The sequence below is a fragment of the Stenotrophomonas oahuensis genome, from assembly GCF_031834595.1.
GTDB classification, from domain to species: domain Bacteria; phylum Pseudomonadota; class Gammaproteobacteria; order Xanthomonadales; family Xanthomonadaceae; genus Stenotrophomonas; species Stenotrophomonas oahuensis.
Genome location: NZ_CP115541.1, coordinates 1,141,679 through 1,161,929, shown reverse-complemented (window position 1 = coordinate 1,161,929; position 20,251 = coordinate 1,141,679). Strand labels below are relative to the sequence as shown.

At 65.5% G+C, this 20,251-nt stretch carries 18 protein-coding genes; 12 read left to right on the top strand and 6 right to left on the bottom strand.

What is annotated here, in order from left to right; translation table 11 throughout:
* The first annotated feature begins 7 nt into the window (after window positions 1-7).
* From PDM29_RS05110 to rpoH, 4 genes are all read left to right on the top strand, one after another.
* Window positions 8-3,634, top strand: a complete 3,627-nt coding sequence (locus PDM29_RS05110) for a TonB-dependent receptor (RefSeq protein ID WP_311192804.1) — start codon at window positions 8-10, stop codon at window positions 3,632-3,634.
* Between the two features lie 949 nt (window positions 3,635-4,583).
* On the top strand, window positions 4,584-4,928 hold the full coding sequence (locus PDM29_RS05105) for a hypothetical protein (protein ID WP_311192803.1): 345 nt from the start codon (window positions 4,584-4,586) through the stop codon (window positions 4,926-4,928).
* Entirely contained in the window at window positions 4,925-5,230 is a 306-nt protein-coding gene (locus tag PDM29_RS05100; RefSeq protein WP_311192802.1) for a hypothetical protein, read from the top strand. The genes PDM29_RS05105 and PDM29_RS05100 overlap by 4 nt, the downstream gene beginning before the upstream one ends.
* Before the next feature lie 315 nt (window positions 5,231-5,545).
* Window positions 5,546-6,421, top strand: coding sequence for an RNA polymerase sigma factor RpoH (gene rpoH, locus PDM29_RS05095; protein WP_125360172.1), 876 nt, complete (start codon window positions 5,546-5,548; stop codon window positions 6,419-6,421).
* Between the two features lie 132 nt (window positions 6,422-6,553).
* Here rpoH and purD read toward each other — a convergent pair whose 3' ends face one another.
* The 3 genes from purD to purH form a co-directional block, all read right to left on the bottom strand.
* Window positions 6,554-7,840 carry a phosphoribosylamine--glycine ligase gene (gene purD / locus PDM29_RS05090; protein WP_311192801.1) on the bottom strand — a complete coding sequence of 429 codons (1,287 nt, stop codon included), beginning with the start codon at window positions 7,838-7,840 and terminating at the stop codon, window positions 6,554-6,556.
* Window positions 7,841-7,882: 42 nt separating this feature from the next.
* Window positions 7,883-8,920 carry a RhuM family protein gene (rhuM, locus tag PDM29_RS05085; protein ID WP_311192800.1) on the bottom strand — a complete coding sequence of 346 codons (1,038 nt, stop codon included), beginning with the start codon at window positions 8,918-8,920 and terminating at the stop codon, window positions 7,883-7,885.
* A gap of 77 nt (window positions 8,921-8,997) precedes the next feature.
* The gene (gene purH / locus PDM29_RS05080) at window positions 8,998-10,581 is read right to left on the bottom strand and encodes a bifunctional phosphoribosylaminoimidazolecarboxamide formyltransferase/IMP cyclohydrolase (RefSeq protein ID WP_311192799.1); all 1,584 of its coding nucleotides are present in this window, start codon (window positions 10,579-10,581) and stop codon (window positions 8,998-9,000) included.
* A gap of 77 nt (window positions 10,582-10,658) precedes the next feature.
* Here purH and PDM29_RS05075 point away from each other — a divergent pair, with 77 nt between their 5' ends.
* The 6 genes from PDM29_RS05075 to PDM29_RS05050 are packed head-to-tail and all read left to right on the top strand — an operon-like array spanning window position 10,659 to window position 16,448.
* On the top strand, window positions 10,659-11,264 hold the full coding sequence (locus tag PDM29_RS05075; protein ID WP_311192798.1) for a CDP-alcohol phosphatidyltransferase family protein: 606 nt from the start codon (window positions 10,659-10,661) through the stop codon (window positions 11,262-11,264).
* A 37-nt stretch (window positions 11,265-11,301) separates the two neighbouring features.
* Window positions 11,302-13,059 (top strand): bifunctional alpha/beta hydrolase/class I SAM-dependent methyltransferase, encoded by a 1,758-nt coding sequence (locus PDM29_RS05070; RefSeq protein WP_311192797.1) that lies wholly within the window; start codon window positions 11,302-11,304, stop codon window positions 13,057-13,059.
* On the top strand, window positions 13,052-14,383 hold the full coding sequence (locus PDM29_RS05065) for a phosphatase PAP2/dual specificity phosphatase family protein (RefSeq protein WP_311192796.1): 1,332 nt from the start codon (window positions 13,052-13,054) through the stop codon (window positions 14,381-14,383). Before PDM29_RS05070 ends, PDM29_RS05065 begins: the two co-directional genes overlap by 8 nt.
* On the top strand, window positions 14,380-14,799 hold the full coding sequence (locus PDM29_RS05060) for a hypothetical protein (RefSeq protein ID WP_311192795.1): 420 nt from the start codon (window positions 14,380-14,382) through the stop codon (window positions 14,797-14,799). The genes PDM29_RS05065 and PDM29_RS05060 overlap by 4 nt, the downstream gene beginning before the upstream one ends.
* 39 nt (window positions 14,800-14,838) lie before the next feature.
* Window positions 14,839-15,471, top strand: a complete 633-nt coding sequence (locus tag PDM29_RS05055) for a lysophospholipid acyltransferase family protein (RefSeq protein ID WP_311192794.1) — start codon at window positions 14,839-14,841, stop codon at window positions 15,469-15,471.
* Window positions 15,471-16,448 carry a phosphatidate cytidylyltransferase gene (locus PDM29_RS05050; protein ID WP_311193723.1) on the top strand — a complete coding sequence of 326 codons (978 nt, stop codon included), beginning with the start codon at window positions 15,471-15,473 and terminating at the stop codon, window positions 16,446-16,448. The genes PDM29_RS05055 and PDM29_RS05050 overlap by 1 nt, the downstream gene beginning before the upstream one ends.
* Before the next feature lie 116 nt (window positions 16,449-16,564).
* Here PDM29_RS05050 and fis read toward each other — a convergent pair whose 3' ends face one another.
* The 3 genes from fis to prmA all read right to left on the bottom strand — a co-directional run bounded on the left by fis (window position 16,565) and on the right by prmA (window position 18,703).
* Window positions 16,565-16,840 carry a DNA-binding transcriptional regulator Fis gene (gene fis / locus PDM29_RS05045; protein WP_311192793.1) on the bottom strand — a complete coding sequence of 92 codons (276 nt, stop codon included), beginning with the start codon at window positions 16,838-16,840 and terminating at the stop codon, window positions 16,565-16,567.
* A 130-nt stretch (window positions 16,841-16,970) separates the two neighbouring features.
* Complete coding sequence (locus tag PDM29_RS05040) at window positions 16,971-17,753, bottom strand: DUF3426 domain-containing protein (RefSeq protein WP_311192792.1); 783 nt, start codon at window positions 17,751-17,753, stop codon at window positions 16,971-16,973.
* 29 nt (window positions 17,754-17,782) lie between these two features.
* Complete coding sequence (gene prmA, locus PDM29_RS05035) at window positions 17,783-18,703, bottom strand: 50S ribosomal protein L11 methyltransferase (protein ID WP_311192791.1); 921 nt, start codon at window positions 18,701-18,703, stop codon at window positions 17,783-17,785.
* Window positions 18,704-18,877: 174 nt separating this feature from the next.
* On the opposite strand from prmA, the gene PDM29_RS05030 reads away from it, so the two are divergent.
* Together PDM29_RS05030 and PDM29_RS05025 are read left to right on the top strand one after the other, a co-directional pair.
* Entirely contained in the window at window positions 18,878-19,840 is a 963-nt protein-coding gene (locus PDM29_RS05030) for a hypothetical protein (protein WP_311192790.1), read from the top strand.
* Window positions 19,837-20,235 carry a hypothetical protein gene (locus PDM29_RS05025; RefSeq protein ID WP_311192789.1) on the top strand — a complete coding sequence of 133 codons (399 nt, stop codon included), beginning with the start codon at window positions 19,837-19,839 and terminating at the stop codon, window positions 20,233-20,235. Before PDM29_RS05030 ends, PDM29_RS05025 begins: the two co-directional genes overlap by 4 nt.
* Window positions 20,236-20,251 lie beyond the last annotated feature (16 nt).

The following is a 20,251-nucleotide window of genomic DNA, read 5'->3' as shown; positions in this document are numbered from 1 at the left end:
GATGACCATGAACAAGACACCATTCATGACGGCACTGGTCATCGTCCTCGCACTCGGCCTGCCGGTGGCCTCGGCCCAGACCACCGCGCCGCAGGCGGTGGACGTGCCCAGCACGCTGTGCGGAGCCGATGGCTGCAAGCGGGGCAATGAGCTGCTGCTGCAGGTGCAGGAGGAGCCCATGGCGGCACCGTCACCGGCACCGGTTACGCCGGTGGGGGCGAACGTGCCCGCACCGGGCGGTCAGTTCGTCACCGAACTGCCGGATGGCGCGGTGGTCTGGGCGACGGAAGATCCGGCCCTGTCCGCGCCGGTGCTCAACGTGCAGACCGGTTCGATGGCCCCGTTCGAGAACGGCCGCCTGACCAAGCCGCTGCGCTTCCATGGCTACAACAACTACGCTTCGTTCATCGAGCGGATCGAGATCACCCTGTATCGCGGTTCGGATACCGACCTGGTCACGCCGCTTGCACGCATCGACATGCCGGTGGATTACGTCGCCAACACCGAGTGGGACGGTCAGCTGCCGGCGGACCTCAACTTGCGCGAGGGGGATGACCTGCAGTACATCGCCCGCGCGTACGGCAAGGACGGCTCGTTCGATGAAACCAGCGCGCAGCGCTTCCAGCTGGTGCTGCCCACCGACTACGAACGCGGCACCCAGCAGGTGCGTGACAACGTACAGAAGACCCTGGGCAAGGTGCTCAATGGCGAGGACGCCCGCGACCAGCAGCTGACCAACGCGATCTACGGCCAGAATGCGCTGCGCCAGCAGAACATTCCCATCTACGGTTCGCGCGTGCGCATCTACGGTCGCGGGCTGGCCCCGAACGCCCGCGTGCTGATCAACGGCCAGAGCTTCCCAGTGGATCTGGAGCAGAAGTTCGCGGCCGAGTTCCTGGAGCCGATCGGCCAGCACCGTTACAACGTGCAGGTGGAGGCGCTGGATGCACCGCCGTTGTCGCGTACGCTGGATGTGGACGTGACCGGCAGCTACCGCTTCCTGGTGGCGCTGGCCGACGTGACCATGTCCAAGAACACCGCCAGCGGCAATCTTGATCCGCTGGTGGCCGACCAGGACCGTGACGACAGCTTCCTCAGTGAGGGCCGTCTGGCGTTCTATCTGAAGAGCAAGCTGCGCGGCAAGTATCTGATCACCGCGCAGGCCGATACCTACGACCGCGAGCTCAAGGACCTGTTCAGCGGCTTCCTTGATGCCGATGCACGCGACGTGTTCCGTCGCCTGGACCCGGATCAGTACTACCCGGTGTACGGCGACGATTCCACCACCTATCGCGACGTCGACACCCAGGGCCAGCTGTACGTGCGCGTGGACTGGGACCAGAACCAGGCACTGTGGGGCAACTTCGCCACCGGCTTCACCGGGACCGAATATGGCCAGTACGTCCGTTCGCTGTACGGCGCGGCGCTGAGCTGGCGTTCGCGTGCCACCACGCCGCTGGGTGACCCGCGTTCGTATCTGAAGGCGTTTGGCTCTGAAGCGCAGTCCGCACTCGGCCACAGCGAGTTCCTGGGCACGGGCGGCAGCCTGTACTACCTGCGCCACACCGACCTGCTGCCGGGTTCGGAGCAGGTGGTGCTGGAAGTGCGCGACCGCACCACCGGCCGCACCGAGGTGCGTACCACCCTGCAGGCCGGCGTGGACTACGAGGTGAATGAGATCCAGGGCCGCATCCTGCTGACCCGTGCGCTGTCGCAGATCACCCGCGAGAACGTGCGCACGCTGACCCGTGACACTCCGCTGGATGGCTACGACCAGATCCTGCTGGTGGATTACGAATACGTGCCGCTGGGCTTCAGCACCGACGATGTCAGTGCCGGTCTGCGTGGCAAGCAGTGGTTCGGTGACCATGTGGCCGTGGGTGGTACCTATGTGGATGAGAACCGCAGCGGTGACGACTACAGTCTGATGGGAGCCGACCTGACCCTGCAGGCCGGACGTGGCACCTACCTGAAGCTGGAGCAGACCCGCACCGAGGCCACCGCCGCCCCGATCTTCTATTCCGACAACGGCGGCCTGAGCTTCATCCAGCGCAACCCGCTGACCGAGGAGCGCAAGGGCGATGCCCGTGCGGTGGAAGCAAGGGCCAACCTGCGCGAGCTCGGCTGGACGAAGCAGGACTGGAGCTTCGGGGCGTGGTGGCGCGACGTGGACGCCGGCTTCTCGGTATCGCGCACCGACACCGGGCTGGCGCTGGAAGAGTACGGCGCGGAGTTCCTGGGCTACTTCACCGACAACCTCAGCCTGTATGGCCGGCAGAGCCGCGCCGAGCGCGGCGACGTGGCAGTGGAGCAGTCACAGCTGACCCTGGACTGGCGGCTCGGCAACAACGGTCAGCTGGGTGGCGAACTGCGCCGCGTGCGCGAGGAAAGTGCCGGGGTGGAGGTGGATGGCACGCTGGCTGCGTTGAGCTACCGCCAGCGCTTCGGTGCGAAGTGGGAGCTGTATGGCGTGGGCCAGCTGACCGTGGACGATGACGGCGGTGCGTACGAGGACAACAACCTGGTTACGTTGGGTACGCGCTATCTGTTTGGTGACCGTTCCAGCGTGGGTGCCGAAGTGAGCAGCGGCAGCCGTGGCGATGGCGGCAAGGTCGAAGCCGAGTACTGGATGACGCCGGAGCACAGCTTCTACGGCAACTACAGCTACAGCACCGACAGCACCACGGTGGATCCGCTGTACGACACCGGCCTGCAGTCGGGCTGGACGCTGGGCCAGCGCTGGCGGCTGAGCAACCAGGTCAATGTGTTCAATGAAAGCCAGTACTTGAAGGATCGTCGTGAGGACACCGCCGGGCTGGTGAACACCTTCGGCATGGACTTCTATCCCGCGCAGGGGTGGAACCTGGGTTTCACGGTGATGGACGGCAAGCTGGATGCCACTACCGGGCGTGTTGACCGCCGGGCTTACAGCGTGAGCGGTGGACGAACCGATGCCAGTACGCAGTGGACCAGCAAGCTGGAATATCGCCGCGACCAGGGTGCGGAAGACCGTGAGCAGTGGGTGACCACCAACCGGCTGCTGTACAAAGTCAATGAGGATTGGCGAATCGCGTTGCGTGCGAACTATGCCGATACGCAGGACAAGCGCAACGCGCTGGCCGATGCCAAGCTGGTGGAATCCAATCTGGGCTTTGCCTGGCGTCCGCACGACAACACCCGCTGGGCCGCGTTCGGCAAGTACACGTATCTGTATGACGTGGCCTCGCTGGGGCAGGAAGGCGGCAATGTGTATGACCAGAAGTCGCAGATCGTGTCGTTTGAAGCCGTGCGGCAGATTGGCGAGCGCTGGGAAGTGGCGGGCAAGCTGGCTGCGCGCTGGGGTGATTACCGGACCGGGCGAGGGACTGGGGACTGGCTGGATAGCCGGGTCAACTTCTCTGCCTTGCAGCTGCGGTATCGGTTGTGGGCGCAGTGGGAAGGCCTGGCCGAGTACCGCTGGCTGGATGTGCGTGAGGGCGGCGACAAGCAGGGTTGGCTGGTGGGGGTGGACCGGCAGATCGGGCAGAACTTCAAGGTGGGCGCGGGGTATAACTTCACCGAGTTCAGTGATGACCTGACCGAGCTGCGGTATGAGAGCAAGGGGTTCTTCTTGAATCTTTCGGGGTATTACTGAGGAGGGTTGGGATTGCGGGTGACGCGCATGGCGCGTCACTACAGCTGGGGGCTGCGTAGGGACGGGCCATGCCCGTCCGCTCTTCGTTCGGTGGTCATGAACGCCTGACCCACGTCTTCGGCCACCTCTAAACGTCGGTTCGTGGATCGCAACGTGGTGGATACGGGCTTCGGACGCTTGTGACGCGCTGCGCGCGTGTACCACGCATGGCGTGGTACCTACGAATTGCTACGTGCACAGGACGATCGCGCTGTTCGCCGGGCACCCGCCCGGCGGGGCTTCGGCGGGATCGCGTGGGGACGGGCCATGCCCGTCCGCTCTTCGTTCCGGCGTCATGAACGCCTGACACACGTCTTCGGCCACCTCTAAACGTCGGACGATGGTTCGCAATTCCGTGGATGCGGTCTTCGGACGCTTGTGACGCGCTGCGCGCGTGTACCACGCATGGCGTGGTACCTACGAATTGCTACGTGCGCAGGACGATCGCGCCGTTCGCCGGGCGCTCGCCCGGCGGGGCTTCGGATACATGGCGCAACGCCGCACCGCGCGCAGATTGACGCACCCAGCACGCCTGACGTCGTGCGAAACGTTCGGTCGCCAAACCACGCGGACGCGAAACGGGCATCTGTGCCGATTGATTTCTTCAATACTGGAACGCAGTTCTCACCAAACCGGGGCGGATGCGCCATCAAGTTGTATTGACATCGAAATTCACCGAAACACGTCGTTTTTGCCTATTTCTTTGCCATTTTCAGAGGGGCATGGTGTGCGGACGGAGTCTAGAAGCTCCTACGAAAACTGTAGTGTTCAAACGTGCCTGGTCGGGAGGGTGGCTAATACAACACCCTCCTCCGGGGAAATATGCCCACCGTCTGTTTCGTACGGCTTCTAGCCTCCCGACCTCCCCTCGCCAGCCGGCGAGGGGGCACACAGCTGTCGAGGACATACGATGCAGACGCGAAGGGCCAAAACCCCAGCAGTTGAATCATCCGCGCAACCCGATCCCCAACACGACAACGTCGCCCCCACCGCCGGACACGGCATCCCCTGGGACATCTACGACGATCCCACCACCCCGTTCCTCATGTCACGCGGCCATTGGCTCAGCGAAGTCGGCATGGGCTCCGGCACCCGCATCCGCACTGAGTACGGCGAAGGCTTCCTGCTCTACCGCGTGATCGGCCCGCATGGCCCGGTAGCCTTGCACGTTCCCAAAATTCTGGACCGCACCGTGCGCTACACCGAAGTGCTGCCCTACAGCCACATCCCGCCCCATCTGAGGAACCGTCGATGAAGAATCCGAAGTGGTTCAAGTTCAAGATGGAAGACGAAATGCGCTGCCGCCTCAAAGGCATCGCCAAGCGTCGCAAGTACCACGCCCCCGATCTGGTGCGGCTGCTGGTAGATCGCCTGATCGCCCACGAGAACGACCCGCACGTCGTCGACCTCACCGTGTGGAGCAACACGGTCAACAAGGCCGCCATGGCGACCAGCAAGGCGACCAAGCCGTTGACCGAGCCGGCACACGGCGAAGAGGACGAAGTGGACCGGGCGCGGCGGGAAGGCTGGGCGAGCCCGAAGTTCGGCCGCCGGTAAGCAAGGGTAGGGACGGGCCATGCCCGTCCCCCTGAAACCCTTCCCATCCACCGCCCTGGCCTGAATCCATGGCAACGTTTTCATCCTGAATAGGCTGAACGGGTTGGGATTATCCGGCCCAAAACGACGCATCCATGACGCTTTTGGCTCTATGTCGTTGAAAAATATACGTTTCAGGTAGAGTGGGGACCACTCGCCACTGTCACCATTTCCCTGTACGTTAGACGGGTGATCTGAGCCAGCGTTTCGCCTGCGGAACACTGGAACTTTTTAACCCCCCAGCAGTCCAAATACCGGACTGCTAAAATGACGACCATGAGCCAGAACACCTCTACTGCCCTTGTGGCAAACAATCTCCCGATTCCCAGTGCGCTCGGTTCGCTGGACGCCTACATCGGTGCCGTGCACCAGATCCCGGTGCTGTCGGTCGATGACGAGCAGGACCTGGCCCGCCGCTTCCGCGACGAGCAGGACCTGGACGCCGCGCGCGAGCTGGTCCATTCCCACCTGCGCTTCGTGGTGCACGTGGCCCGTGGCTATAACGGCTACGGCCTCGCCCTGGGCGACCTCATCCAGGAAGGCAACATCGGCCTGATGAAGGCGGTGAAGCGCTTCGACCCGGACATGGGCGTTCGCCTGGTCTCCTTCGCGGTGCACTGGATCCGTGCCGAAATGCACGAGTTCATTCTGAAGAACTGGCGCATCGTGAAGGTCGCCACCACCAAGGCGCAGCGCAAGCTGTTCTTCAACCTGCGCAAGTCCAAGACCCGCCTGGGCTGGATGAACGCGGCCGAAGTCAGCGCCGTGGCCAAGGACCTCAACGTCTCCGAGCGTGAAGTGCTGGAAATGGAATCGCGCCTGTCCGGTCGCGATATCGGTTTCGACGCACCGACCGACGAAGACAACGACAACGCCCCGCCGTCGCCGGCCGCGTTCCTGGTTGCCAACGACGAAGACCCGTCGATGGCCTACGAGCGCGCCGACAGCGAAGACAACCAGCTGCAGCTGCTGCGCGAAGGCCTGGCCGAGCTCGACGCCCGCTCGCGCGACATCATCCGTCGCCGCTGGCTGGACGCCGACAGCAAGGTCACCCTGCAGGAACTGGCCGATGAGTACGGCGTCTCCGCCGAGCGCATCCGTCAGGTCGAAGCCAACGCCCTGAAGAAGATGAAGGCGTTGTTCGCGGCCTGATCCTGCGGCAAAAGCATCAAACAAAAAGCCCGGCCTTGCCGGGTTTTTTGTTGTCTGCGTGCGTGTGCCGACCAACGGTCGGCACCTACCGGCCACGGTAGCGCCCGACCGTTGGTCGGGCGTCGTCGTACGTTACGCCTGCTCGCGCGCAATCGCACGCCAACCAATATCACCACGATGGAACTCATGTTCCCACGTGACCTTGGCCACGCCGGCATACGCATTGGCCTGCGCCTCACCGACGCTGCTACCCAGCGCGGCGACACACAGCACGCGGCCACCGGCGCTGAGCACCTGGCCCTGCCCGTCCAGCGTGGTGCCGGCATGGAACACCTTGGCACTGACCGGCACCTGGTCCAAGCCAGTGATCACATCACCGGTGATCGGCGTTTCTGGATACGGCGAAGCCGCCATCACCACGCCCAGCGACGGACGCGGGTCCCACTGGGCGGTCGTCTCATGCAGGCGCTCATCAATCGCGGCTTCCACCAGTTCCACCAGGTCCGACTGCAGGCGCAGCATCACCGGCTGGGTTTCCGGGTCGCCGAAGCGCACGTTGAACTCGATCACCTTCGGTGCGCCGCTGGCGTCGATCATCAGCCCGGCGTACAGGAAGCCGGTGAACGGAATACCGTCGGCAATCATGCCCTGCACGGTGGGGTTCACCACTTCGCGCATCACGCGGGCATGCACGTCATCGGTGACCACCGGTGCAGGCGAGTACGCGCCCATGCCGCCGGTGTTCGGGCCGGTGTCGCCGTCGCCCACGCGCTTGTGGTCCTGCGAGGTCGCCATCGGCAGCGCGGTCTTACCGTCCACCATCGAGATGAAGCTGGCTTCTTCGCCGTCCAGAAACTCCTCGATCACCACGCGCGCGCCGGCATCACCAAAGGCGTTGCCTGACAGCATGTCGCGCACGGCGGCTTCAGCTTCCTCGAGCGTCATCGCCACGATCACGCCCTTGCCGGCGGCCAGACCGTCGGCCTTGATCACGATCGGCGCGCCCTTCTCGCGCACGTACTGCAGCGCGGCGTCCACGTCGGTGTGCACCGCATAGAACGCAGTCGGGATGTTGTGGCGGGCCAGGAAGTCCTTGGCGTAGGCCTTGCTGCCTTCCAGCTGCGCCGCCTTGGCGGTCGGCCCGAAAATGCGGTGGCCGGCCGCGCGGAAGCGATCCACCACGCCAGCGACCAGCGGAACCTCCGGACCAACCACGGTCAGCTCAACACCTTCGGCCTGCACCAGCGCCAGCAGCCCGTCCAGATCGGTGACCTTGACGGCCACGTTGCGGCACCTGGCTTCAGTCGCGGTGCCGGCGTTGCCGGGGGCCACCAGCACTTCGCTGACGCGGGCGGACTGGGCCAGCTTCCAGGCCAGGGCATGTTCACGGCCGCCAGAGCCGATGACGAGGATTTTCATTGGAAGGGAGTCCTGCAAAACATGGTGAAAGGGGTAAGGAGGTCAGTTGGGTTTCTTTTTGCTTGCGACCAAGCGCTTTGCTTCTGCTTTGAGTTGCTCAAGCTCTAGGTCGGCTTCCTGCTCCGCAGCTAGCGCTGCAGCCGCACGTCGTGTCGCGTCGAACGCGGCGTAGCGCTCGGTGATGATGGCTTCCATCTGATGATTCGACACGCGTCCGGCATCAGCCAGAATGGCGCGTTCGTTGAAGTCCAGGAAACGGTCTGTCTGCTTGATCCAGTCGGCCATGCGGGTTTCGATCCGCCGCTCGGCGCGGTCTTCAGCAAAGTCCAGGAACATCGTGACCAGCCGATTGAGCTGCTCGAGTTCCTGTTGGTCAAGGTAGTTCTTTGAGACGACAGTGTCAGATTTGCGAGGTTTGTCGCCCGTCCAGTTGGTAAGGCCCATGAAGGGGGCCTCTGGATCGGCGCGCTCCACGATCAGCTGAGCTGCCGTGCATCCAGTGATGGCGTAGACGAGCTTATTCTGGATGGTTGCGAAGAACGTCTTGGCCGTGGACGCGCTACCGTCGTAATCGGTGCTGCTGACTTTGAACAGGTCTCTCAGGGTTTGGTAGAAGCGCTTCTCGGAACTGCGGATATCGCGGATGCGGTTCAGCAGGTCCTTGAAATAGTCCGTGCGCTCGGCGTCCTTGAGCCGCTCGTCGTTGAGCAGGAAGCCTTTGACCAGATACTCGGACAAGGCGTGGCCGGCCCAGCGGCGGAACTGGCTGCCCCTTGGTGAGCGGACCCGGAAACCGACCGCGAGAATCATTTCCAGCCGATAAAGCTGAATGGAGCGGCTGACCTTGCGGGTTCCCTCAGTTTGAACTGTCAAGTAATCCTTGACAGTTCCCTCGGCTGCCAACTCGCCGTCTTCCAGTATGTTCCGGATGTGAAGGCTGATGTTCTGTTTGGTGGTGTCGAACAGCTCGGCCAGCTCGTTCTGGGTCAGCCAGACCGTCCCGCCCTCGGCGCGCAGATGAACCTCCGTCCGACCGTCCTCGGTGCGGTACAGAATCAGCTCGCCATGGTTGTCGGTCATGCGGTTACCCCTCGAATTGATCAGGCCCCGTCAGCCGGTGCCGACATGCTGTCGGCACCAACCCTTGCTCCGGTCAATCAATGCCGGAAATGACGCACGCCGGTAAATACCATCGCGATCCCATGCTCATCGGCCGCCGCAATCACCTCAGCGTCGCGCATCGAGCCACCCGGCTGGATCACCGCCTTGATGCCGGCCGCAGCCGCCGCATCGATACCGTCGCGGAACGGGAAGAAGGCATCAGACGCCATCACCGAACCTTCCACCACCAGATTTGCATCACCGGCCTTGATGCCGGCAATGCGCGCGGAATACACGCGGCTCATCTGGCCGGCACCGACACCGATGGTGCGGTTGTCCTTGGCATACACGATGGCATTGGACTTCACGAACTTGGCCACGTTCCAGGCAAACAGCAGGTCGGCGAACTGCTTCTCAGTCGGAGCGAGCTTGCTCACCACCTTCAGCTCGTCACGGCTCATGCCGCGGTTGTCGGCGCTCTGCACCAGCAGGCCCGAACCGATGCGCTTGGTGTCGTAGTTGTTGCGGCCGTCGCCGTGCGGAATGCGCAGCACGCGCACGTTGGCCTTCTTCTGTGCGTATTCCAGCGCGGCCGGCTCGTAGTCGGGGGCGATCAGCACTTCAACGAACTGGCGGTCGAGGATGGCCTGCGCGGTCGCGGCGTCGAGCGGCTTGTTGAAGGCGATGATGCCGCCGAAGGCGCTGGTCGGGTCGGTGGCGTAGGCCAGCTCATAGGCATCGCCATTGGCCACGCCCACCGCCACGCCGCACGGGTTGGCGTGTTTGACGATGACGCAGGCCGGGGCGTCGAACTGACGCACGCATTCCCACGCCGCATCGGCGTCGGCCAGGTTGTTGTAGCTCAGTTCCTTGCCCTGCAGCTGCTGGAACGTGGCCAGCGTGCCCGGCACCGGGTACAGGTCGCGATAGAACGCGCCGGCCTGGTGCGGATTCTCGCCGTAACGCAGGTCCATCACCTTGAGGAAGTTGGAGTTCATCTGCGCCGGGAACTCGGTGCGCACCGGCACGGCGGCGTCGGTGGCGGTGACCGAGGACAGGTAGTTGCTGATCGCGGCGTCGTATTGGGCGACGCGGTTGAACGCGGCGACCGAGAACGCAAAGCGCTTGGCGGCAGACAGCTGACCGTCGTTGGCGTCCAGCTCGGCCAGCAGCTCGGCGTACTGCGCCGGGTCGGTGGCCACGGCGACGCGGGCAAAGTTCTTGGCCGCCGAGCGCAGCATGGCCGGGCCGCCGATGTCGATGTTCTCAACGGCGTCGGCGAGGGTGCAGTCGGCCTTGGCGGTGACCGATTCGAACGGGTACAGGTTCAGCACCAGCAGGTCGATCGGGGCGATGCCATGCTCGGCCATCACCGCTTCATCCTGGCCGGCGCGACCCAGCAGGCCGCCGTGCACCACCGGGTGCAGGGTCTTGACCCGACCGTCCATCATTTCCGGGAAGCCGGTGACATCGGCCACGTCCTTGACCGGCAGGCCGGCATCGCGGATCGCCTTGGCGGTGCCGCCGGTGGACAACAGCTCCACGTTGCGGGCGGCCAGGGCACGGGCCAGGTCGATCAGACCGGTTTTGTCGGAAACAGACAGCAGGGCCCGGCGCACGGGCAGCAGATCGGAACTCATGGGGGCGGCAGTTCGAAGCGGAGCGGGCCCATATTGTAGGCTGTGCGGCATCTGCCTTCGACCGCGGGAAAGGATTCGTGTCGATCTATGCATTGAAAGGACGTTTTCAGGACCTGCTGCGGCCGGCCGTGGGGGCCTTGTACAAAGCCGGGGTGACCGCCAATGCCGTCACCGTGGCCGCCGCGTTGGTCTCGCTGGGGGTGGCTTGGGCCGTTTACGTCATGGCTCCGGCGCATCCGCTGCTGTATCTGCTGCTGCCCGGCTGGATGCTGCTGCGCATGGCCCTGAACGCCGTGGACGGCATGCTGGCGCGGGAGTTCGGCCAGCAATCCCGGCTCGGGGCCTATCTCAACGAGCTGTGCGACGTCATCGCCGACGCGGCCCTCTACCTCAGTCCGCTCAGCGTGCCCGGCGTGTCGGTCACCGCCCTGTGGGCCCTGACATGGGCGGCCGCGCTGTGCGAGTACGCTGGGGTGCTGGGCCTGATGGTCGGGGCCAGCCGGCGATACGACGGCCCGATGGGCAAAAGTGATCGTGCTTTTGTGATCGGCGTGACAGGATGTGGCCTGGCCCTGGGCTGGCTGGACGGGGCCTGGGTGAGCTACGTGGCCTGGGCGGCAGCCGCACTGTGTGCGCTGACCACCTGGCGACGGGTACGCAATGGATTGGCGGAAGCGGGCTGACCGGCCCCATACCGCTGGCTGCACAACGGAGTGATGCATGCGCGTAGAGCAACAGCTGACGTTTCACAGTTTTGATGGCCAGGAACTGTTTTACCGGTATTGGCCGGCCACCACCGGAAGCACCCCCGCCAAGGCCGTGGTCCTGCTGCACCGGGGCCATGAGCACTCGGGCCGGGTGGTCCACCTCGTGGATGAACTCGACATGCCGGATGCGGCGGTGTTCGCCTGGGATGCGCGCGGCAATGGCCGTTCGCCCGGGGTCCGCGGCGATGCGCCGGGCTTTGACGCCCTGGTGCGCGACTTGGACCGTTTCATCGCACTGATCGGCGAGCAGCATGGCATCGCGGTGGAAGACATCGCCATCGTCGCGCAGAGCGTCGGTGCCGTGGTGGCGGCCACCTGGGTGCACGATTACGCGCCGCCATTGCGGGCGCTGGTGCTGGCGTCGCCGGCATTCAAGGTGAAGCTGTACGTGCCGCTGGCGGTGCCGGGGCTGAAGTTGATGCAGAAGCTGCGCGGCAACTTCTTCGTCAACAGCTACGTCAAGCCGCAGTGGCTGACCCATGACCCGGCCCGCGTGGAGAGCTACCGCATTGATCCGCTGATCACCCGGCCGATCTCGGTGCGCGTGCTGCTGGGCCTGTACGAGGCCGCCGAGCGCGTGGTCGGCGATGCGCAGGCGATCACCGTGCCGACCCAGCTGCTGGTGTCGGGCTCGGACTTCGTGGTGCATCGCGCACCCCAGGACCGCTTTTACGAGCGCCTGTCCAGCCCGGTGAAGGAACGTCACCTGCTGCCCGGCTTCTTCCACGATACGCTGGGAGAGCGCGATCGCGCACCCGCCATCGCCGCCATCCGCCGCTTCCTCGGCGAACGCTTCGCCGCACCGCTGGTACGCCCGAGCCTGCGCGATGCGCATCGGCAGGGCCCGACCTTCAACGAGGCCGAGGTGCTGGCCTGGCCGCCACAGCGCAACAGCCTGCACGACCTGTACTGGCGCTTCACCCGCGCGGGGCTGCGCTTCGGCGGCAATCTCTCCGAAGGCATCGCGCTGGGGCTGCAGACCGGTTTCGATTCGGGCAGCACGCTGGATTACATTTACCGCAATGAGGCGCGCGGCGGCGGTCCGCTGGGTCGGTTGGTTGACCGCAACTATCTGGACGCCATCGGCTGGCGCGGTATCCGCATCCGTCGCAGCCATGTGCGCGAACTGCTGCAGTCGGGGGCACAGCGTCTGCGCGCCGAGGGTCTGCCGGTGCGGGTGCTGGACGTGGCCGCCGGTCATGGCCGCTACGCGCTCGATGACCTGGCCCAGGGCGAGCAACGCGCGGACGCCATCCAGCTACGCGACTTCAGTCCACTCAACGTGGAGCAGGGCAGGGCGCTGATCCGCCAGTTCAAGGCGGACGACATCGCCACCTTCGAACAGGGCGACGCCTTCGATGCGCCATCGCTCGCCGCGTTGCCGGTAGCACCGACGTTGTCGATTGTGTCGGGCCTGTATGAACTGTTCGCCGACAACGATGCGGTGTCCCGTTCGCTGCAGGGCATTGCCGCCGCGATGCGCGACGGCGGCTACCTGGTCTACACCGGCCAACCGTGGCACCCGCAGCTGGAGTTCATCGCGCGCGCACTCACCAGCCACCGCGAAGGTGCGGCATGGGTGATGCGCCGGCGGACCCAGCAGGAAATGGACGAGCTGGTGCGGCTGGCCGGCTTTGAAAAGGTCGAACAGCGCATCGATGCGTTCGGCATCTTCACCGTCTCACTGGCACGCCGGGTGACCCATGGCTGAGGGCGCGCGCCCGTGGCGACGCGCGCTGCTGTGGCTGGCCGTGCTGGGGCCGTTCTTCTTCCTCAGCTACGGCTTCGCCAATCACATGGCCTCGCTGCAGGCGTTCGTGCCATCGATCGTATTCGATTGGGAAGCGCGCATCCCGTTCCAGGCCTGGACCATCGTGCCGTACTGGTCCATCGACCTGTTCTACGTAGCCTCGTTCTTCATCTGCACCTACCGCGCCGAGCTGGATGCGCACGCGCGGCGGCTGCTGACGGCGCAGCTGCTGTCGGTGACGTGTTTCCTGCTGTGGCCGCTGCGCTTCAGCTTGGAACGGCCGGAAACCGGCGGCGTGTTCGGCTGGCTGTTCGACGTGCTGCTGGGCTTCGACAAACCGTTCAATCAGGCACCTTCGCTGCACATCGTGCTGCTGGTGGTGCTGTGGGTGCGCTACCAGCAGCATCTGCAGGGCTGGTGGCGGGTGGCGCTGCATGTGTGGTTCGGGCTGATCGGTCTGTCGGTGCTGACCACCTGGCAGCACCATTTCATCGACGTGCCCACCGGCGTGGCGGTGGGGTGGCTGTGCGTGTGGATGTGGCCAATTGAAGCGCGCTCGCCGCTGGCCGCATGGCAGACAGCGCGGGATCCGGTGCGCTGGAAGCTGACGCTGCTGTACGCGCTTGGCAGTGCAGGATGCGCAGCGTTGGCGCTGCAGTTGGGCGGTTGGGCGCTGTGGCTGGGCTGGCCGGCGCTGTCGCTGGCGCTGGTGGCGCTGGCCTATGCGGGCTTGGGCACTGCCGTGTTCCAGAAGCAGGAAGATGGCCGTCTAAGCATGGCGGCCAGCTGGCTGCTGGCCCCGTATCTGCTCGCGGCGTGGTGCAATTCGCGCTGGTGGACGCGGCGCAGGCCGCAGCCGCAGCAGGTAGTGGACGGAGTGTGGCTCGGCCGCCTGCCGGAAGCGGCTTCCACGTTGCAGCCGGTGACCGTGGTCGACGTCTGCGCCGAACTGCCGTTCCGCGGTCGGGTTCGCCATTACCGTCATGTGCCGATGCTGGATCTGGCAACGCCCACACCTGAAGCGCTGCGCCGGGCCGCCGAGGCCATTGGCCATGGCCACCGACGCGGCAGCGTGCTGGTGTGCTGCGCACTGGGCTACTCGCGCAGCGCGGCCGCACTGGCCACCTGGTTGTGCCTGAGCGGGCGCGCCGACAGTGCCGACAAGGCAGTGGCGCTGCTGGCCCAGGATTGCCCCTGGATCGTTCTGGCCCCGCGTCACCGGCGCGCCATCGATCAGGCGGTCCGGCTGCCGGAAACCCCCGGCCCGTTGCAGGTGAATGCATGAGCGACATGATGCAGATCCACACCATGGCGGCGGTGCTTCGGCAGGGACGTGGGCTGGCCTCGGTCGCCTGGTTGTGCGCAGCGGCGGGGTTGGCCGTGTTGTGCCTGGGCCCGTTGACCACGCTGTCCAGCGCGGCGGCACTGTGCTCGTTGATGGCGGGGGCGGTGCAGGCGGCTTACGCCGTACGGGTGAACTTTGATCACGCGCTGCTCGAAGGTTTTGCGGCCAGCGGAAGCGATGACGACCCGGCGCGCCTGGATGCGGCGCTGGCCGCGCTGGGGCTGCGCGCCACGCCGCAGACGCCACGCGTCTGGGCGGACCGCTGGCAGGGCATGCGCGCCCTGCTGCGAGGTCAATGCATCGCGCTGATGGTGCAGGTGCTGCTGCTGCTCTGCGCGATCTGGCTGCGCGGATGAACCGGCGCATGGAGAAGCAAGATATGCGGGAGATCACGGATGCTGGCTGATCTGGTGGCACGTGGCTGCAGTGGTGCGATCCGCACCCTGACCGGGGCACGCGCGCTGTGGCAGGGCTGCGCGCCCTCCAGCGACCATCGCGTTTACTACGGCAACCATGCCAGCCATGGCGACTTCGTGCTGATCTGGTCGTCGCTGCCGGTGCAGCTGCGCCGACAGGTGCGTCCGGTTGCCGCGGCGGAGTACTGGCAGCGCGATGGTCTGCGCCGCTATCTGATCCACGCGGTGTTCAACGGCGTATTGATCGAGCGCGAACGCACGGCGAGGCAGCAGGATCCCATTGCATGCCTCTGCCAGGCGGTGGATGAGGGCAATTCGCTGATTCTGTTCCCGGAGGGCACGCGCAACCCGGAGGAAGGCGTGCTGCCGTTCAAGAGTGGTATCTACCATCTGGCCCGGCAACGGCCCGAACTGGAGTTCGTGCCGGTGTGGATCGACAACCTCAAGCGGGTGATGCCGAAGGGGCGCTGGCTGCCGTTGCCGCTGCTGTGCACCACCACGTTCGGCGAGCCATTGCGGCTGAATGCCGGCGAGGACAAGCAGCAGTTCCTTGACCGGGCACGCGATGCCCTGATGTCACTGGATCCACAGCTGGCACGGAGTAGCGCATGATGGCTCCGCAGGATATCGCCACGCAGGTCGCCCAGCTTTCCACCCACGCGCAGACGCGTCTGCTGTTCGCCGGCATCGCGGCCGTGCTGGTGGTGGCCACGGTGATCGCCGAGACCCTGCGCTGGCGCACCCGTCACGCGCCTAGCAGTGTGGTTGCCAACCTGGTCTCACGCATCCGCGCGTGGTGGGTGATGGCGGCGGTGGTGGCGCTGGCGTTCTTCTTCGGGCGCACCGGCGTGATCGTGCTGTTCGCCATCGTGTCGCTGTTCGCGCTGCGCGAGTTCATCACGCTCACCCCGACCCGCGCAGGCGATTACTACGCATTGCTGGCTGCGTTCTATGTGGTGCTGCCTTGGCAGTACTGGCTGGTGTGGACCGACTGGTATGGCATGTACACGCTGCTCATTCCGGTCTATGCGTTCCTGTTCCTGCCGATCCTGGCCACCATCGGGGGCGATACCACGAACTACCTGGAGCGTACCTCCAAGGTGCAGTGGGGCCTGATGATCTGCGTGTTCTGCATTTCGCACGTACCGGCTCTGCTGAATCTGCGCCTGGAGGGGGTGGAGCCGGCGCGCAACCTGCTGCTGTTCGCGTTCCTGGTGATCGTGGTGCAGTCCTCGGACGTGCTGCAGTACATCTGGGGCAAGCTGCTGGGGCGGCACCTGATCGCACCGAAACTGTCACCGTCGAAAACGGTCGAGGGTTTCATCGGCGGCGTTCTGTCGGCCAGCGCGCTCGGCGCGGCGCTGTGGTGGCTGACGCCGTTCACGCCATGGCAGGCGTTCGGCATGTCTCTGGCGATCAACCTGATGGGGTTCTGGGGTGGCCTGGTGATGTCGGCGATCAAGCGGGATCGCGGCATCAAGGACTGGGGCCACATGATCGAGGGCCATGGCGGCATGCTCGATCGGTTGGATTCGGTGTGCTTCGCGGCACCGGTGTTCTTCCACCTGGTGCGGTATTTCTGGGGTTGAAGTGCGTGCCGACCAACGGTCGGCACCTACCGCCACGCATTGACCGCTCCAAACGGTCGGCACCTACGTGGACCGGTCCAACCGGTAGGTACCGACCGTTGGTCGGTACCCGGGCATCAAGTGGCGATGCCGTATTCCTTCAGCTTCTTGCGCAACGTGGCGCGGTGGATGCCCAGCATGGCCGCGGCGCGGCTTTGGTTGCCTTCGCAGTGGTTCAGCACTTCCACGAAAAGCGGAATTTCCATCTCGCGCAGCACGATCTCGTACACATCGTCCGCATCGCAGCCATCCAGGTCGCGCAGGTAGCGCCGGACCGACTGGGCCACGTGTTCGCGCAGCGGTGGCTTGGCCGCGCCACGACTACTGTCAGGACGTGAAAAGACTGCGTTCAAGAAGAATCCCGGATGCGAAAGCCGGGGCGAACCGCAGCCCCGGACGGAAAGACGAAGGCGACCAGTCTAGCGCGTGCCGGCTCCCCCCGCCATGCCGGAACGTGCAATAAAGGATTGCTGCAGTGAACGCTTACAGGAACTCGAAGGTGAACGCGACCGTGGAGGCGGCAGGCTCGCGGACCCGGAACGCGATCTGTGCGCTCTGCCCCGGTTCAAGTACGGAATGCGCGTCGCCGTTGGGCCCGAGGTAGTCCTGCGGCGCGAACACGCCGGTGCCGATCACCCGGCCATCGGCGTCAGAAAGCGACAGCCGCAGCTGCGGCCACGCCTGCGCCCAGCGCGCATCGTTGCGGAAACTGGCCTGCACCTGCAGTGCGCCGGGCTGGGTCGGGACCGGCCGCACGTCGCGGCTGATCATGCTGAAAGCGCTGGGTTCATGCCAGGCCGGCAGGCTGCAACGCAGCACGCTGCACAGCCCGGCCACCCACGGCCGGCTGCCCGCATCCGCAGCCAGATTCGCGCGGTCGGCGACCATGATCTGCAGCACCAGCAGGACGACCAGCCCGCCGACCAAACCCCATTGCCAGCGCGGGGTGCGCGGGGCAGGCAACGGAGCGCGGGTAAAGCTGGGGGCCGCGGCGACCGGTGGTTCCGACGCAGGTGGTGCTGCAGGCTCCGGCTCCGCCAGGTCAGGCTCGACCTCTGGGGCATCAGCGGACGCCTGCGTGTCGTCGGCGGGGATGTCCGCGCTTTCGGCCGCTGGGGTCTGCGCATCCATGCACGGCGCGTCCGCGTCGGGCGTGGTGTCAACGGACTCACTTGCCGCCGGAACATCGGGATCGGTGGCAGTACCCGGCGTGGCACGCAGGAACGTGGCCAATGGGCGGCGTGGCGGCGGCGTAGGCTCGGTCATGCGTCAGGGCCGGGCGAAGGTGCTGCTATTCAAGCACGACGGACGCCGGTGATGCGCATCCAGTCGTCCTCGCGGGTGGCTTCCAGCTGGTCGAACCACGCGGCGTAGCGCTGCAGCAGTTCGTCTTCCTGGCCATGCAGGATGCCGGACAACGCGATGCGGCCGTTCGGTGCCACGCGTGCGGCGAGCACCTCGGCCAGCGCATCCAGCGCCGAGGCCAGGATGTTGGCCACCACCACCGGATAGGTGGCCTGCGGTTCGTCTGCGGGCAGGTACACCTGCAGGCGGTCCTGCTCGCCATTGCGCTCGGCGTTGTCGCCGGTGGCGATCACCGCCTGCGGGTCGTTGTCCACGCCCACCGCCTGCGCCGCGCCCAGCTTCAATGCGGCCAGGGCCAGGATGCCCGAGCCGCAACCGAAGTCGAGCACGGTACGTCCGTCCAGTAGGCCTTCGGCGGCCAGGCCATCCAGCCAGCGCAGGCACAGCGCGGTGGTCGGGTGGGTGCCCGAGCCGAAGGCCAGGCCCGGATCCAGCCGTACGACCGCAGCGTCATCGCGCTGCGCGGCCTCGGGCAGTTCATGGTTCCACGGCACGATCCAGGTGCGCGACCCGAATGCCATCGGCTGGAACTGGTCCAGCCACGCGCGTTCCCAGTCTTCGTCCTCCACACCGCGGAAACTGGCGCTTTCCCACTGCAGGCCCGGGTCGAACGCTTCCAGCGCGGCCAGCAGGGCCAGCGCATTGGTGTCGGCAGGGAACAGCGCGGTCAACACCAGGTCGTTCCACAGCGGGGTTTCGCCCACGCCCGGTTCGAGGATCGCGCGCTCGTTGCTGGTGTCGGCGTCCGCATCCAGCAGGGTCACCGCCAACGCGCCCACATCATCCAGCGCGTTCTCATAGCGGGGCTGGGTGGCTTCGGTGCAGTGCAGGGTGAGTTCCAGATACGGCATGGGCTAAAGACGGCAGTCAGCAGGAAAGCGAGCATGCTAGACGATTGCGCCCGGCCTTGCCCGGACGATCTCAGTATTTGGTGAGAATTCAGCCGTCGTCATGTTCAGGCAGGGCGGCGACAGCTTGATAAACTGGCGGTTCTGCTGTCTGTGCGCTGTTCTCGCCCCTCGAACATGACGTTTGTGCCCACCCTCAAAACCTGGCTGCTGGTGGTTCCGGCCCTGGCCTTGCTGGGGGTGGTGGGTTACCGCGCAGGCGGCCGCGCGCTGCCGGCGACCGATCATGCGACCGGCATGGTCAGCGAGGCACCGGCCGAGGTGACGCTGGAGACGCCGTTACGGGCGCAACAACTGGCGCGTCAGCTGCTTGCCACCGAGCGGACCGGCAGCGTGCCGTCGGGCCTGCCGCTGGATATCCGTGCCGACATGGAAGGCGAGACCGACCTGTTCGCCTACGCCCAGCGTCTGCAGCAACAGGCCGCCGCCGGCAACACCGAGGCGCGCTGGATGGTCAGCCGCGTCTACGACTACTGCGCGCTGTATGCGATGGATCCGGGCGGCTACCAGCTCGACAACACCCTGCTGACCAGCATGGGCATGAGTGGCTCTGCGCCGATCGTCCAGGCGCGTGAGCGCGTCGCGCGTCGCTGCGGCGGGTTCGTGGCCAGCGACGGGCTGGGTCGCAAGCTGATCCTGACCCAGCGCCTGCAGGCAGCGCACGCAGGCAACATCGCCGCCGAAGCAGCGCTGATGGCTGACGGCCAGCCGCTGCAGCAGACGTCTGAGTATCGACGCGACCTGGTCGAGCGCGTGCTCGATTCGCGCGATCCGGAAGCCTACATGGCGCTGTCGCCGGCGATGGGCCAGCGTGCGGCCGGTGATACCGCGCTGCAGGGGCTGGTGGCCGGCGATCAGTTCAGCGAACTGGCGTGGCGGCTGGCGGCCTGCGAACTGGGCATGGCCTGCGGGCCGGACAGTGTGCTGATGAACAATTTCTGTGCGAACGGAGGGATCTGCTCGCAGGACGGTGGACAGGATTTTTCCAGTTTCGTGTATGACGCTGCGGTATCGCGGCAAGGTGCGGGGAAGATGAAAACGTTGGTCGAACAGCTGATCAAGCGGAGAAACGGGCGATGAATTACCGTCGATTCCTGCATGGTGCGAAATTCTGGTTCTGGGTGGCGCTGTTCGTGGCCTACTCGGCGGGTGCGGTGGGCCTGGTGCTGATCGACACCTACGATGACCGCTACCGGCATCTGTCCAAGGTGAAACTGACCACGGTGAAGGCGCAGGAAGATGTGCGTCGCGCCGGTGCCAGCCAGGTGGCCGCGGTGTACCGCGCGCAGAGCGGCATGCCGTTCGCGTCGTTACCAGCCGGAAGCACCTTCCAGGTGGTGTGGCCGGATGGTTCCACCGAAACCATGGTGATCGTCGATCCGACCTCCACGCTGGGCGTGGCTCCGGTGAAGGACACCCAGGTGAGCGCGGCGCAGGTGCAGGCTCCGGTGACCTCGGCCGACGCGTCCCGCTGAGGCTGGAAACGACCAT

What these genes read in the sequence shown, in the direction of transcription:
- purH (WP_311192799.1), bottom strand. Translation starts at nt 10,581, where the DNA reads ATGAGTTCCGATCTGCTGCCCGTGCGCCGGGCCCTGCTGTCTGTTTCC.
- rhuM (WP_311192800.1), bottom strand. Translation starts at nt 8,920, where the DNA reads ATGACCGACAACCATGGCGAGCTGATTCTGTACCGCACCGAGGACGGT.
- rpoH (WP_125360172.1), top strand. Translation starts at nt 5,546, where the DNA reads ATGAGCCAGAACACCTCTACTGCCCTTGTGGCAAACAATCTCCCGATT.
- purD (WP_311192801.1), bottom strand. Translation starts at nt 7,840, where the DNA reads ATGAAAATCCTCGTCATCGGCTCTGGCGGCCGTGAACATGCCCTGGCC.
- PDM29_RS05105 (WP_311192803.1), top strand. Translation starts at nt 4,584, where the DNA reads ATGCAGACGCGAAGGGCCAAAACCCCAGCAGTTGAATCATCCGCGCAA.
- PDM29_RS05040 (WP_311192792.1), bottom strand. Translation starts at nt 17,753, where the DNA reads ATGACCGAGCCTACGCCGCCGCCACGCCGCCCATTGGCCACGTTCCTG.
- PDM29_RS05030 (WP_311192790.1), top strand. Translation starts at nt 18,878, where the DNA reads ATGACGTTTGTGCCCACCCTCAAAACCTGGCTGCTGGTGGTTCCGGCC.
- PDM29_RS05100 (WP_311192802.1), top strand. Translation starts at nt 4,925, where the DNA reads ATGAAGAATCCGAAGTGGTTCAAGTTCAAGATGGAAGACGAAATGCGC.
- PDM29_RS05055 (WP_311192794.1), top strand. Translation starts at nt 14,839, where the DNA reads ATGCTGGCTGATCTGGTGGCACGTGGCTGCAGTGGTGCGATCCGCACC.
- PDM29_RS05070 (WP_311192797.1), top strand. Translation starts at nt 11,302, where the DNA reads ATGCGCGTAGAGCAACAGCTGACGTTTCACAGTTTTGATGGCCAGGAA.
- PDM29_RS05060 (WP_311192795.1), top strand. Translation starts at nt 14,380, where the DNA reads ATGAGCGACATGATGCAGATCCACACCATGGCGGCGGTGCTTCGGCAG.
- PDM29_RS05025 (WP_311192789.1), top strand. Translation starts at nt 19,837, where the DNA reads ATGAATTACCGTCGATTCCTGCATGGTGCGAAATTCTGGTTCTGGGTG.
- prmA (WP_311192791.1), bottom strand. Translation starts at nt 18,703, where the DNA reads ATGCCGTATCTGGAACTCACCCTGCACTGCACCGAAGCCACCCAGCCC.
- PDM29_RS05050 (WP_311193723.1), top strand. Translation starts at nt 15,471, where the DNA reads ATGGCTCCGCAGGATATCGCCACGCAGGTCGCCCAGCTTTCCACCCAC.
- PDM29_RS05065 (WP_311192796.1), top strand. Translation starts at nt 13,052, where the DNA reads ATGGCTGAGGGCGCGCGCCCGTGGCGACGCGCGCTGCTGTGGCTGGCC.
- PDM29_RS05110 (WP_311192804.1), top strand. Translation starts at nt 8, where the DNA reads ATGAACAAGACACCATTCATGACGGCACTGGTCATCGTCCTCGCACTC.